Annotated in this window: 15 protein-coding genes and 1 tRNA gene; 6 read left to right on the plus strand and 10 right to left on the minus strand. The window is 38.8% G+C overall.

The features are described from left to right. Positions 1–1370 (minus strand): DnaJ domain-containing protein (locus IQ215_RS13585; RefSeq protein WP_193801950.1); only part of this gene is annotated, 1370 nt, incomplete at its 3' end. Between the two features lie 199 nt (positions 1371–1569). Here IQ215_RS13585 and IQ215_RS13590 point away from each other — a divergent pair. Continuing rightward, positions 1570–2742, plus strand: a complete 1173-nt coding sequence (locus IQ215_RS13590; protein WP_193801951.1) for a cysteine desulfurase family protein — start codon at positions 1570–1572, stop codon at positions 2740–2742. Position 2743: 1 nt separating this feature from the next. Here the strand turns inward: IQ215_RS13590 and map are convergent, their stop codons facing one another. Together map and IQ215_RS13600 are read right to left on the minus strand one after the other, a co-directional pair. Beyond that, on the minus strand, positions 2744–3589 hold the full coding sequence (map, locus tag IQ215_RS13595; protein WP_193801952.1) for a type I methionyl aminopeptidase: 846 nt from the start codon (positions 3587–3589) through the stop codon (positions 2744–2746). A gap of 262 nt (positions 3590–3851) precedes the next feature. Next, entirely contained in the window at positions 3852–4730 is an 879-nt protein-coding gene (locus IQ215_RS13600; protein WP_193801953.1) for an S-methyl-5'-thioadenosine phosphorylase, read from the minus strand. 221 nt (positions 4731–4951) lie between these two features. Between IQ215_RS13600 and katG the strand changes: the two genes are divergently transcribed. Then, positions 4952–7108 carry a catalase/peroxidase HPI gene (katG, locus tag IQ215_RS13605; protein ID WP_206688600.1) on the plus strand — a complete coding sequence of 719 codons (2157 nt, stop codon included), beginning with the start codon at positions 4952–4954 and terminating at the stop codon, positions 7106–7108. 172 nt (positions 7109–7280) lie between these two features. Here the strand turns inward: katG and IQ215_RS13610 are convergent, their stop codons facing one another. Then, the gene (locus IQ215_RS13610) at positions 7281–7940 is read right to left on the minus strand and encodes an HAD family hydrolase (protein WP_193801963.1); all 660 of its coding nucleotides are present in this window, start codon (positions 7938–7940) and stop codon (positions 7281–7283) included. A 181-nt stretch (positions 7941–8121) separates the two neighbouring features. Between IQ215_RS13610 and IQ215_RS13615 the strand changes: the two genes are divergently transcribed. Continuing rightward, positions 8122–8955, plus strand: a complete 834-nt coding sequence (locus IQ215_RS13615; RefSeq protein WP_193801954.1) for an alpha/beta fold hydrolase — start codon at positions 8122–8124, stop codon at positions 8953–8955. 32 nt (positions 8956–8987) lie between these two features. On the opposite strand, the gene moaC is transcribed toward IQ215_RS13615, so the two are convergent. Continuing rightward, on the minus strand, positions 8988–9467 hold the full coding sequence (gene moaC, locus IQ215_RS13620) for a cyclic pyranopterin monophosphate synthase MoaC (protein WP_193801955.1): 480 nt from the start codon (positions 9465–9467) through the stop codon (positions 8988–8990). Between the two features lie 42 nt (positions 9468–9509). Here moaC and IQ215_RS13625 point away from each other — a divergent pair. Continuing rightward, a tRNA-Arg gene (locus tag IQ215_RS13625) sits at positions 9510–9583 on the plus strand. A 5-nt stretch (positions 9584–9588) separates the two neighbouring features. On the opposite strand, the gene IQ215_RS13630 is transcribed toward IQ215_RS13625, so the two are convergent. The 4 genes from IQ215_RS13630 to petN form a co-directional block, all read right to left on the minus strand. Next, a complete protein-coding gene (locus IQ215_RS13630; protein WP_193801956.1) occupies positions 9589–10134 on the minus strand; it encodes a hypothetical protein in 546 nt (181 codons plus the stop codon). A gap of 31 nt (positions 10135–10165) precedes the next feature. Next, entirely contained in the window at positions 10166–11569 is a 1404-nt protein-coding gene (locus tag IQ215_RS13635) for an efflux RND transporter periplasmic adaptor subunit (RefSeq protein WP_193801957.1), read from the minus strand. 165 nt (positions 11570–11734) lie between these two features. Continuing rightward, positions 11735–11872 carry a hypothetical protein gene (locus IQ215_RS13640; protein WP_193801958.1) on the minus strand — a complete coding sequence of 46 codons (138 nt, stop codon included), beginning with the start codon at positions 11870–11872 and terminating at the stop codon, positions 11735–11737. A gap of 3 nt (positions 11873–11875) precedes the next feature. Next, the gene (gene petN, locus IQ215_RS13645) at positions 11876–11965 is read right to left on the minus strand and encodes a cytochrome b6-f complex subunit PetN (RefSeq protein ID WP_015222656.1); all 90 of its coding nucleotides are present in this window, start codon (positions 11963–11965) and stop codon (positions 11876–11878) included. Between the two features lie 88 nt (positions 11966–12053). Between petN and IQ215_RS13650 the strand changes: the two genes are divergently transcribed. Next, positions 12054–12479, plus strand: coding sequence for a YraN family protein (locus IQ215_RS13650; protein ID WP_193801959.1), 426 nt, complete (start codon positions 12054–12056; stop codon positions 12477–12479). 154 nt (positions 12480–12633) lie between these two features. Then, the gene (dcm, locus tag IQ215_RS13655) at positions 12634–13614 is read left to right on the plus strand and encodes a DNA (cytosine-5-)-methyltransferase (protein ID WP_193801960.1); all 981 of its coding nucleotides are present in this window, start codon (positions 12634–12636) and stop codon (positions 13612–13614) included. Positions 13615–13856: 242 nt separating this feature from the next. Here dcm and IQ215_RS13660 read toward each other — a convergent pair whose 3' ends face one another. Then, positions 13857–14000 (minus strand): hypothetical protein, encoded by a 144-nt coding sequence (locus IQ215_RS13660; protein WP_193801961.1) that lies wholly within the window; start codon positions 13998–14000, stop codon positions 13857–13859. Positions 14001–14118 lie beyond the last annotated feature (118 nt).

Below are 14118 nucleotides of genomic sequence, written 5' to 3' on the forward strand. Positions count from 1 at the left end.
ACTTCGGGGGAGATTTCCTCTGATTGTTCTAATGGGGAGGAGTAGTCTTCTTGTAATAAGGATAAGGGATCATCTTCATCTAGGGAAGGGGTTTCGGGGGGAGCAATTTTTTCGAGGGCTTTTTGTACCCTAGTATCATTGAAATATTCTTGAACTGAGAGAGATTCCCTTTCAAGGTTTTTAAATTGGGGAAATAGTTCCTTTTTAAACCAATTTTCGGTATAAAAAATCAATCCTGGTACTAAGTCTGGCGAACCTTGGGAAAGTTCTTTGATATACTTAACTTTTTCGGTTTCGTAGCTTTGATTTAAAAGTAGTTCGGCTTTACGAATATTACCTAATAATAACGAACAGATGGACTGTTCAAGATAGACATCCTGATATTGATTGATATGGTTAAGGATATTTTGGGCTTGGATAAGAAGTTCTGGTTTTCTTTCGATAAATCCCCTGACAATGAGGGCATTAACAGTGAGATAGGTGGCCGCCATGGAGGGGCGCTCGGCTTCTTGTTTAAATAATTCCTCTTGTTCGAGGGGGGTGAGATAGGTTCTAACTTCCTGTAAAAATCGGAGAAAATCTTCGGTGTTTAACCCTGATTGATCTTCTTTTTGTCCTTCTATGCCTTCTCTGGAGTTTAGCATTTGTTGGAGCAGGGCGATCGCCTTTTGTCGATCCACTAATTGACTATCGGATTTTGAAACTAATTCAATAATTTCATAGGGACGAACTTTTTGTAAATCATGGTCAATTTCTTGACGAATATGACTAAAGACATTTTGTTGCTCTAGGATAGCATCCGCCGTCAAAAGATAAAGACTAGCATTTTCATATTCCCTTTGATGCCATTTTTCCTTAGCCAAATCTAAATAAGCACTGATGACGGTTAAAATTAAATCTTGCCACCATGACTGTAACTCATTGGTGTCGCTGCTAATTTCCGTAAGAGACTCCTTGCCCTCTAAAAAAGATTGGGCAATATTGAGTAGTAATTCATATTCCCCTAACTCCTGTAACATCATCAAAGCCCCGAGGAGTAAATCTCCATCTACTTCAATGGTAGGGTTAGGGATAGAGGTTTCTGAGAGACTCACCGCATCATCTATGCTCATATCCATGTCTCCGTCTCCGTTAATCACCGCCGCCGCATTACTCGGAAAAATTTCATCATCATATTGTTGACGTTTTTCTTCATCCTGCAAGACGCCATGGGCCAGTTTAATTAGGTTTTGACGAGAGGCGATCGCCGAGGCGCTATATTCACTACGGGGCAATTGTAAGATACGATCTTCGTATGCCTGATTAATTAAATCACCCTCTGCCTGTAGAGGCACACCAAGGATGCGGTAATAGTCTAGGGGTATTTGCACGGTTAACCTAACTTTAAGATGATGATGGTTTGTTCACTTACCATAATAAATAACCATAGAGGTTACTAAGTGACAAGAAGATTTTATCAAAAATTGGAAGATAGATTAACAAACCATTGACCATAAAGCCACGAAATCATGGAATGTTAAAATTAATTTACCCTTAACGATCAAAGATTCAGTTTTAAAAACTAAGATTATGAATATGCGTCCGATATATTTAGATTGTCATGCCACAACTCCCATGGATAAGAGAGTTTTGGAGGCGATGATGCCTTTTTTTACGGACTATTTTGGTAATGCTTCTAGTGTTGCCCATGTTTATGGTTGGGAAGCAGAAGCGGGAATTAAGAAGGCGAGGGAAATTATTGCAGGGGCGATTAATGCTGGGGAAAATGAGATTATTTTTACTAGCGGGGCAACGGAGGCGGATAATTTAGCCATCAAAGGGGTTGCAGAAGCCTATTTTGATCGGGGAAAACATATTATTACGGTGGCAACGGAACATAAAGCGGTAATTGAGCCTTGCGAATATTTGATGGATTTGGGTTTTGAGGTGAGTTTTTTACCTGTTAATGAAAGTGGTTTATTGGATTTAAATTTATTACAAGAAACTATCCGAGAAGATACTATTTTGGTGTCGGTGATGGCGGCGAATAATGAAATAGGGGTATTACAACCTTTAGGGGATATTGGGCAAATATGCCATGATAGGGGGGTTATTTTCCACACTGATGCGGCTCAGGCGGTGGGTAAAATTCCCCTTGATGTGCAGTCGATGAATATTGATTTAATGTCTTTGACGGCTCATAAAATTTATGGGCCAAAGGGCGTTGGGGCTTTATATATTCGTCGTCGTCATCCTCGGGTGAAAATAGCTTCCCAGATTCAGGGGGGAGGGCAGGAGCAAAAAATTCGCTCTGGTACTTTGTGTACTCCTAATATTGTCGGTTTTGGTAAGGCGGTGGAACTGGCGATCGCCCTTAGGGAAACGGAAAACGAAACACAAAAACAACTTAGGGATTATTTATGGCAAGAAATTAGTCAATTAGAGGGAATTACCCTTAACGGTGACTTAGAAAAAAGACTCCCAGGCAACCTCAATATTAGTGTCGAAAATGTAGATGGTGCGGCCCTCTTACTTGCCTTACAGCGCACCGTTGCCGTTTCTTCTGGCTCGGCTTGTACCTCTGAATCGACTAAACCTTCCCATGTTTTAATGGCCCTGGGGCGCTCGAAATCCCTTGCCCAAGCCTCCCTAAGATTTGGGATTGGTCGATTTAACACCGAAACAGAAATTAAACAAGTAGCCCAAGCCACCATAGATGCCATTGGGGCTTTACGTAAATCGGGCATCAGAACTAAAACCTGAATTATACAACACCAACTAAAGTGCGATCGGTTAAAATTTCATAACCTGTTTCCGTAACCAAAACAGTATGTTCAAACTGGGCAGATAACTGATTATCCCTCGTTACCACCGTCCATCGATCACCCATTAATCTGGTATGCTTAGAACCAACATTAATAATAGGTTCAATGGCCAAAGTCATCCCAGCCTGTAACTGTACATTGGGTAAATCACGGGTGCGCACATTAAAAACCGAAGGCTCTTCATGAAGTTTTCTCCCTACCCCATGGCCTACAAAATTTTCCACCACCGTATAACCATGACTTTCTACATAATCCTGCACTGCCCCTGCAATGTCCATTAAATAATTTCCCGCCTTCACCTGCTCAATACCCTTATACATAGCCGTTTCTGCCACCTTCAACAGTTTACGGGTACTACGTTTTACCTTACCCACAGGAAAAGTGATACAGGAATCCCCATGAAAGCCGTTATAAAAAGCCCCCGTATCAATCTTGAGAATATCCCCCATCCTAATCACCTTTTTCGGGCTAGGGATACCATGGACAACTTCTTCATTAAGACAAGCACAAATGGAAGCAGGAAAACCATGATAACCCTTAAAACTAGGAGTCGCCCCCATTTCCCTAATTCTTTTTTCCGCATATTTATCTAAATCCGCCGTCGTCATTCCAGCCTGAGTGATTTCCTGAATTTCCTTTAACACCGTGGCCACAATTTTCGCAGATTGTCGCATAATGGCAATTTCCGCTTCACTTTTGATTTGAATACCCTTACCCGTTTTTTCCATGGGCGGTAATCCTTTGGTTTTAGGCTTGGCAAAAAGTAAATTCTTTAATATTTTCATAATTTAGATTCTAGGGGTGATTCATTCTAAAATTTTTTAGTTAGGGCGGGGAACAGGGAACGGGGAATGGGGAACAGTTTTCGATGGTTTATGGTTATAAATTGATAATCGAAACATTTTTAACTACTTCTTAATTCTAAAATTCCCAAAACGCTGTATGGCTTTTTTTGCTAAAGATTTGAGCGTTTTTGTCTTCCTACTTTGAATTACCCCTGCCCTTGAAAGGGGAGAGGGGGAAACTTTTATTGTGATAATTTAATTGCTAATTGTTAAGGTATTTCTTGAGAATAGGTAATAACTTTTGTTTTGTCTCCTCGGGGGCTTTATCTAGGGGCGTAAAAATAGAAGTTTTGAGGGCAGAATGGGCTTCCGACTCAAAGGGATTAGCCATAATTAACTTAACGGTTTCCCTAATAATTTTTTGAGCGTTAGTAGCATTTTGATGTAGGTTATTAATCACTGTTTCCACCGTAACATGATCATGGTCTGGATTCCAACAGTCATAGTCAGTGACAAGGGCAAGGGTAGCGTAGGCAATTTCTGCTTCTCTGGCCAATTTAGCTTCGGTTAAATTAGTCATACCGATAATACTCGCACCCCAACTACGATATAAATTAGATTCAGCAATGGTGGAAAAAGCAGGCCCTTCCATACATACATATGTACCCCCTTGATGGAGGTCAATATCAGGAAAATCAAGGTTTTTAATGGCGACGGCGAGGGTATTTGCCAATTTGCCACAGACAGGATTACCAAAACCGACATGGGCGACGATGCCTTCTCCGAAAAAAGTAGCGATACGTTTCGAGGTGCGATCGATAAATTGGTCAGGTATCACCAAATCAAGGGGTTTAATTTCCCCTTGTAGTGAACCAACGGCGGAAGCGGAAATTATATATTCTATTCCTAATTGCTTCATGGCGTGGATATTTGCCCGAAAAGGTAACTCGGTAGGCAATAGGTGATGATTTCTACCATGACGAGCCAAAAAGGCTACCCTAGTGCCATCTAATGTACCGACAATGATATTATCTGAGGGTTTTCCGAAAGGAGTATCTAAGCTAACCTCTGTCACATTTTCGAGGGCTTCCATTTTATATAAACCACTACCGCCAATGATCCCAATGTTGACTGTTTCCATTTCCTTGTTATGTGATGATCAAGGGTATATTCTACCAAAAATTTGAGTTGAAAGCCCTATCCTTTTAGGAGAGCTTTCTAGGGACTTATATTAAACTAACCATACTGACAGATCACGAACTGAGGTTATCTATGGTTTGTTAGAAATCTTAGGAATTATATTCTTATGAGTCAGTTAAAATCAGAGTATATTTAATGAACTCGTAAGAGGCAACAATAACTATGGCAAGTGGAAAATGCCCAGTAATGCACGGCAGCCTTACAACAGCCGATATGTCACAGATGGAATGGTGGCCAAAATCACTAAACCTAGACATTTTAAGTCAACACGATCGCAAAACTAACCCCCTAGGAGCGGACTTTAATTATCAAGAAGCCGTTAAAAACCTTGATGTAAACTCCCTCAAACAAGATTTACACGCCCTGATGAAAGATAGTCAAGATTGGTGGCCGGCTGATTGGGGGCATTATGGGGGTTTAATGATTCGCCTCACTTGGCACGCTGCAGGAACTTACCGCATTGCCGATGGTAGAGGGGGTGCAGGTACAGGAAATCAACGTTTTGCCCCCCTCAATTCTTGGCCTGATAATACCAACCTCGATAAAGCTCGTCGTTTACTTTGGCCGATTAAGAAAAAATATGGTAATAACTTAAGTTGGGCTGATTTAATTACTTACGCAGGTACTATCGCCTATGAATCCATGGGCTTAAAAACTTTTGGCTTTGCCTTTGGCAGAGAAGATATTTGGCATCCTGAAAAAGATATTTACTGGGGCTCAGAAAGAGAATGGTTAGCACCTAGTGATAATCCCCATAGTCGTTATTCGGGAGAAAGAAACCTCGAAAATCCTTTGGCGGCGGTGATGATGGGTTTGATCTATGTTAACCCTGAAGGGGTGGATGGTAATCCAGATCCCCTCAAAACAGCCCATGATGTCCGTGTTACCTTTGCCCGTATGGCGATGAATGATGAAGAAACCGTTGCCCTAACTGCGGGTGGTCATACGGTGGGTAAATGCCATGGTAACGGCGATCAAAAATTATTAGGTGCTGAGCCTGAGGGCGCTGATTTGGAGGATCAAGGTTTGGGATGGATGAACAAAACTCAGCGGGGCATTGGTCGTGATACTGTCACCAGTGGCATTGAGGGGGCTTGGACGACTTACCCCACCCAATGGGATAACGGTTATTTTCATTTACTTCTCAATTATGATTGGGAACTGAAGAAAAGCCCTGCGGGGGCGTGGCAGTGGGAACCAGTCAACCCGAAGGAGGAAGATAAACCCGTGGATGTGGAAGATCCTTCCATTCGCCGTAATTTGGTGATGACGGATGCGGATATGGCCATGAAGATGGATCCTGAATATCGCAAAATTTCAGAAAAGTTTTACCAAAATCCTGAATATTTCGCCGATGTGTTTGCCCGTGCTTGGTTTAAACTCACCCACCGAGATATGGGCCCTAAGGCTCGTTACATTGGCCCTGATGTACCCCAAGAGGACCTTATTTGGCAAGATCCTATCCCTGCTGGAAATAGCGATTATGATGTGGCATTGGTGAAAAATAAAATCGCTGACAGTGGTTTAAGTATCAGTGAGATGGTATGCACGGCTTGGGATAGTGCGAGGACTTTTCGGGCTTCGGATAAGCGTGGTGGTGCTAATGGGGCGCGTATTCGTCTATCTCCCCAAAAGGATTGGCTGGGTAATGAGCCTGAACGGTTGGAGAAGGTATTACCTATCCTGGAGGCGATCGCCTCTGATACTGGTGCTAGTGTGGCGGATGTGATTGTTTTAGCTGGTAATGTGGGCGTTGAAAAGGCTATTAAGGGGGCAGGGTTTGATATTCCTGTTCCCTTTTCCCCTGGCCGTGGGGATGCCACTGAGGAAATGACTGATGGAGAATCCTTTGAACCCCTCGAGCCTGTCCATGATGGTTATCGTAATTGGCTCAAGAAAGATTATGCGGTTAGTGCGGAAGAATTGATGCTCGATCGCACCCAATTGATGGGATTAACCGCCCCTGAAATGACCGTATTAGTGGGTGGTATGCGTGTGTTGGGTACTAACTATGGTGGTACTAAGCACGGGGTATTTACTGACCGTGAGGGGGTATTGACTAATGATTTCTTTGTTAATCTCACGGATATGAGGTATCTTTGGAAACCTGCTGGTAATAATCTATATGAACTGTGCGATCGCACCACTAAGGAGGTTAAGTGGACGGCCACCCGAGTGGATGTGGTTTTTGGTTCTAATTCTATTCTCCGTGCCTATGCTGAATTTTATGCCCAAGATGACAGTCAAGAGAAGTTTGTTCAAGATTTTGTCAAGGCTTGGACTAAGGTTATGAATGCTGATCGTTTTGATTTGGGGTGATCTAGTTTGATTTGTTCTCAAATTTCCTGATGGGGCAGGGAACAGGGAACGGGGAATAGGGAACACTAGGGCGATGCACTGCCCACCATTTGACTAATTTATATGGTTTCGCCCCCTAAATCCCCCAATTCTGGGGGACTTTTAATTATTCTTTCTTTTGTATTGATAACACCTAAGAGATATAAAATAATTGTCCATTGTCCATTGTTTCCATGATTGCGGGTAAATTCATGGGGGGATTCATATGAATGGTTTGGATGCCTAATGCTTTGGCGCTATTGACGTTATGGATATTATCATCAATAAATAGGGTACGGTGAGGGTTCAAATTATTTTTTTCGATGACGTAGTTATAGATATTTTGATCTGGTTTATGTAACCCTATATTATGGGAATAATATATTTCATCAAATAAGTTATTGAGGGAATATTGAGTAATAGATTCTTGAAATCTTTTTTCTACTTCTGCGATATGAATTGGATTTGTATTACTTAAAATAAAGGTTTTTTTCTCTTGTTTAATTTTATATAATAATTCTCCCAATTCTGAAGGAACTTGTCCTAACATTCCATTCCAAATTATTTTAATTTCTTCGTCTGTTTTATCTATTTTAGTGCTTTCCCGTACTTTTTCAATAAATTCTTGATCTCCTATTTTTCCTATTTCATAACTAAGGGCGATCGCCCTTAAATCTTGAATTAAAATATCTTTATCACCCGAACTATGTTCTGCAAAATAGCGATAAGGATAACCCATATCAACCTCGATAATTACTCCCCCCAAATCAAAAATAATTGCCTCTAATTCCTCGTATTTTATCGTCAATGACATCATCTATACTTTATATTGTTTCAATAATAATATACTAATTAGTGCAGGGAACGGGGAACGGGGAACAGGTAAGAAATAATAATTATCAACTATCAATTATTAATTATCAATTACTCTTTTGCCTGTTCCCTAATCTAATTAAATGATAAACTGAAGATTTACAAAAATAGATAAAATAACAGTGAAAGTAATCGAAAATAAAAGAAAAGTGGGTAATGTAGAATGGTTTTTCCGCTCTTGTTTCCCCGTTCAAGAAACAGATAAAAACCCCGTTTTTTTCCTCCATGGTTTACCATCCCAGAGTTTTTGTTGGACGGAAATCATGCCTTTTGTGGCAGAATTGGGTTATAGTGCGATCGCCCCTGATTGGTTGGGATGGGGTAATTCAGACAAACCAGATAAAAGGGATTTTGCCTATACTCCCCAAGCCTATATTAAAGCCTTAACAGATTTTATTGATGCTTTTAAAGTAGAAAAAATTAATCTAGTTATCCAAGGTTTTTTAGCCACTGTTGGCATTCAATACGCCCTGCAAAATTCAGAAAAAATTGATAAATTAATTATCTTAAATAGCCCCATTTCTACCAATGCAAAATTACCATGGCTAATTAAACAATGTGGTATCCCTTTCCTTGGAGATATGGTAACTCAAGATCCTTTATTTGTCGATCGCACCTTAGAAAAAGGAGCAGGTTATGTAATTTCTGATGAAAATTTAGCCTACTACCGTAAACCCATTGTAACTTCTTCCTTGGCTGGTCGAACCATGGTTAATATCGTTAAAAGAATGCAGTTTTTTGACACCATGAAAGAAATAGAAACAGGTTTAAAAACATGGAAAAAACCTTGTTTAATTATCTGGGGAGTAGATGATCCATGGTTAAGTATAGAATCTGTTGAACAAATTGTTAAAGAAAATTCCCATCTTACTCTTAAAAAGTTAGCTGAAGCAAAACACTATCCCCAAGAACATTTTTCCAAGGAAATAAATCCTATTTTAGTGAACTTTTTATAATCATTAAATTGATGGAGTAAAGATAATGTTGTTTATAACGAAGACTTTCCCCCAGTTTTACTCACTAGCTTAATTGCTTCAATGGTAATGGTTTTTTCCATGGCCTTTGCCATATCATATAGCGTTAATGCCGTTACGGAGACGGCCGTTAGCGCCTCCATTTCTACCCCCGTTTTCCCTTCAGTTTTTACCCTTGCTTGAATATGATAACCGCACAAATTGTCATCAGGGGTAATTATTACTTCAATTTTAGTCAACGGTAAAGGATGACATAGGGGAATAAGAGAAGAAGTTTGTTTGGCGGCCATAATCCCTGCTATCTTGGCTGTACCTAATACATCCCCTTTCGGGGCATTTCCTTCCTCTATCTGTATAAAAGTTGATTTTTTCATGGTTACTTGTCCCGTGGCGATCGCCTCTCGTACCGTCACAGATTTGGAAGATACGTCAACCATTTGTGCAGAGCCAGTTTCATCTAAGTGAGATAATTTTGTTGGCGATAAATCTTGCATTTCCTAAAAGTATTTGTTATTATATATAAGTGCCTAAATTAAGGGTGTGTAGCTTAGTGGATTAGAGCGGCTGACTACGGATCAGCAGGTCGGGGGTTCGAGTCCCTCCACGCCCGTTTTATTATTGTAAATAAGGTCTTACGTAGTTGATGCCTTTATTAATATAAAATTCTCCGAAATAAGAAAGATAGTTTTCTTTGATTTTCGAGAAAGCCTGATCCATTCTTTGTTTACCATATACCAAAAATTGAGCAGTAGAAAGGGCATAAAATTCTTGGGTTTTTCGGGCTAAATTTCGTTTAAAGGCTTCAATATATAAATCTCTTCCTGTGTCGATTAACTCTTCAATTTCAGGGGAAAAAGTAATCAAATCTCCGTTAGCAAGGGGAATTTTTTTATTTTTAATAGATGACATAGAAAGTTGCATACATTCCCGAGTTTGTTCCAAAGAAAGACACTCCTTATCCTGTCTTCGATAAGCCCATTGGGTGCATCCGTTGGTAATTTCTAAAGCCCTTAAAAAAGCTAATTTATCGAGATCTTCGGCACTAATTTTCTGCCACTGTTCAAGATAATTAATTACCTGTTGTTTAAACCTTTCTTCATCTTGGTTAAAATAGGATTTTAACTCCTCTATTTGTGCTAATTTCTGCCAATTTATATTCATTTTTTATTGTAGTATTTAATTGAGATCAATTTTAGTTGGATAAATCCACAAAAACCCTTTCCCCTGCACTTAATCCGCTCAAAATTTGAGTTTGATCATTAACCGATATACCGATGGTTACGGGGCGAAATTCAGGCTCATTATTGTCATCCGGTACCATTACCCCGGTTTCTCCATCTTCGGTAACAATGGCCACGGTAGGTACTGTAACGGCGCTGTTTAGTTGTTCTCCTAAAAATGTTACTTCCACATTCATCCTAGATAACAATTTTTCCTGTTGTTCGGGAATAGCAATGGTGACTTCAAAGGAGGTGACATTTTGTTCAACGATCGCTTCAGGGGCTATCTTTTGTACTACACCTTGAAATACTTGATCGGGATAAGCATCGGCAACGATTTCCACGGGTTGCCCAAGGGCTATTTGACTAAGATCGATTTCTGGAACTTTGGCAACTATTTCTAAACCCCTAGCGAGGGCAATAATGGAACTCGAGGTAGCTGAGGAGGTTGCAGAAGCGGAGGTGGTGGGGGTAACAAAAGCGCCTTCGGAGGCAAATTTTTGGGTGACGATACCATCAAAGGGGGCGGTAATGAAGGTATCTTGAAATTGAATTTCAGCTATTTTTAAGTTAGCTTGGGCGGCCTGAATGTTGGCCTGGAGGCGCTCTAATTCGGCATCTCCCCTTACTTGTCTTTCTTGGATAGATGCTTGTATCTCGGCGACATTGGCTTCTAAGCGTCTGATTTCTGGTTCGGCGGTGGTTTCTACTTCTTGAATTCTTTGGACTATTTCTTGGATTTGGGCTTGGAGGGATAAATATTCACTGGCAATGCCATCAAATTCGTCTTGGGAAATAACCCCTTCTTCTAGTAGGGCTTGATTTCTTTGGGTTTGTACTTCCGCTAGTCTTAGTCTTGATTCTGTTTCCCTAAGTTGCGATCGCAACTGTTCTGAGCGCAGGGGAATCCTCCTTCTGGCTTCCTCGAGACTGGCAGCGGCTTGGGCTAATCTGGTTTCCAATACCTGTAAATCGGCGCGGGTTCTAACGTCTGTCTCCTGGGCGCTGGCTTGGGCTTCGGTTAACTGGGCTTGGGCTCTTGCCCCTTGGGCAAAAAGTTGTTCATTTTCCATGACGGCAATGGGTTGCCCTTCTTGAACTATGGTACCTTGATCTACTAATAAACGGGTTAAAATTCCTGGGTTTTTAGGGCTAATATTGACACTTTGGACGGGTTGTACCACTCCACTGGCTCTAATTTCGAGGGTTAGGGGGCGCTGACTAACTAAGACAGTGTTTTCATCTAATCTACTGGTAGCATTGGGACGATTCAACAAACCATAGGTTACACCGCCTAGAAGTAATATTCCACCAATCATCGCCCCGATAATCCAAGGTAGAGGGTTTTTTTCTTTCTCAATATTACTGACTGTCATAAATTAGATGGGGTTGTATGTGGTTCAATTTTTACAGCTTATTATAAAGCCTTCCTTGGGATTGTAAAGTTTATGGAGGTGTTGGGTATTCCTTTTTAACAATGATAGTCTTTGATTTTTAGGACAAAAAAGGGGAAATCTTGTTCCCCCCTTTATCTATTATATTCAAGATTTTTGATCTCGATCGCGCCTACGACGATCACGCCATTCTAAGGTTGTTAGGTATAATATACCACCACTGACAAGGATCAAAAGGGCGATCGCCACTAAGAATAAAACATTAAGAACAGAAATTGATTCCACAACTTAAAAACCTTTACGCCCCCATACTACCATTGCAATAGACCATGTAAATAAAGAAAGTACACCAACCCAACCTAAAGTAAGAATATCCATATTTCCTTAATATTAAAGATTATTTTAAATAAACAGCATAGTATATTTTATCATTTATTATCCCTCGAAAACAGTTATTAAACCAATCATGATTACCATAGGGGAGTTAGGAGAAAAAATAGTAGCCACATGGCTAGAACCCCAAAACTACCAAATATTGCACCACCGATGGCATTGCCGATGGGGCGAAATCGATTTAATTGCCCTAGATAACCATAACTCTGAGCTAGTTTTTATGGAAGTTAAAACCCGTAAACCACAAAATTGGGATCAAAATGGACTAGAAGCCCTCAATATAAATAAACAGAAAAGAATTTATACTACCGCTCAAATATTTCTTTCTAAAAACCCCCTTTGGCAAAATTATAATTGTCGTTTTGATTTAATTTTATTAACTTATATTATAAGAAAAAATAACTCTAATCAAGGCTTAATAAAAATATTAAACAGCAATCAAATTATGTATGAAAATTATATTTTTACTATCAAAAATCATCTTAAAAATGTTTTATAAAATCTATTTATTCTCTCGCGAAGGGGGAAAATATAAAGAGATAACAGAAAATAATAAAAGTACATCGTAAAATATTATTTGAGTATTTATTAAACTTTTTATATGATATTATAAAAAAATATTAGATGTACAAGTTAATTAATAAAGATTAAAGTTGAATAAACAACAAATCAAAACAGCCATAGATTTATTTGCAGGGATTGGGGGATTTAGACTAGCCCTCGAAAAAAACGGAATACAATGCGTTTATTCCAATGATCATAATAAATATAGTTGCCAAACTTATTCAGCAAACTTTGGAGACATCCACTGTGCTGATTTAAATGATATTCCCGCAGAAACAATACCTAGTTTCGATTTATTATGTGGGGGCTTTCCTTGTCAACCATTTTCCATTGCCGGGGTGAGCAAGAAACAATCTTTAGGCAGAAACCATGGTTTTGATGATGAAAAACAAGGTAATTTATTTTTTGAGATTTTAAGAATCATTGACTATCATCAACCAAAGGTAATTTTTTTAGAGAATGTCAAAAATTTAAAAAGTCACGATAAAGGAAATACATGGAAGGTGATTAAAAGTAAATTATCCCAAAGAGGTTATAATATTTTTTCTCAAATAATTGATGGTAAATACTATCTTCCTCAACATAGAGAAAGGATTTTTATTATCTGTTTTAATCAAAACTATTTTCCTAATCTTGATTTTAATTTTCCCAATCCACCGCAAAAAAGATTGTATGAATTAAACGATATTTTTCAAGAAAATGTAGATAATAAATATACATTATCAGACAAATTATGGAGTTATTTACAACAACATAAAGAGAATAGTAAAGCAAAAGGAAATGGTTTTGGTTATGGAATTATTGATCAAAAATCTGAATACACTAGAACTTTAAGCGCCAGATATTATAAAGATGGCTCAGAAATTTTAGTTGAGCAAACTAATAAAAATCCTCGTCGTTTAACCCCCCGTGAGTGTGCAAAATTACAAGGTTTTCCTGATGATTTTATTATTCCAGTATCTGATAATCAGGCATATAAACAGTTTGGAAATTCTGTTATTGTTCCTTTAATTACTGATATTATTAAACAAATTAAATTAACGATACATCAATATAATAGTAAATTATAAGTATATTATCTAAAAAGAATTTGGCATTAGTTCAATTGATTGAACGAACTACCGTAAGCCGTGTAATTAATTACACGGTGGGGCTGCGAAGATGTAATCTATTTATAACGAATTATCCGCACTTGATGTAATTGATTGCAAAGGGAGTGATGATATATTTTCTAAATCGGATTTGGTACAATTTAGTATTCCCCATTCCCTACATTCATGAGAAATCATATTTAAAATCAGCAATCCCAAATCTAATTAATAGGGGCAAAATCTAAACAAAAAGAAGTACCTTCATTTTTAGCAGAATTTACCTCAATTTCTGCGTCTAATTGTTGGGTTAATAACCTTACTAATCTTAATCCTAAAGAGGGACTTTCTTCCCAGTTTATAGTCAATCAAAATAAGACTGAGCTACTAAGAGGTAAAATAAGAATATAGTAATTATCATAAAGTAAAAGAAAAATGCCCCATCATGTAGAGTTAAGAAAAAAAGTAATTGATTACATAGATAGA

Source organism: Cyanobacterium stanieri LEGE 03274 (genome assembly GCF_015207825.1).
Lineage (GTDB): Bacteria > Cyanobacteriota > Cyanobacteriia > Cyanobacteriales > Cyanobacteriaceae > Cyanobacterium > Cyanobacterium stanieri_B.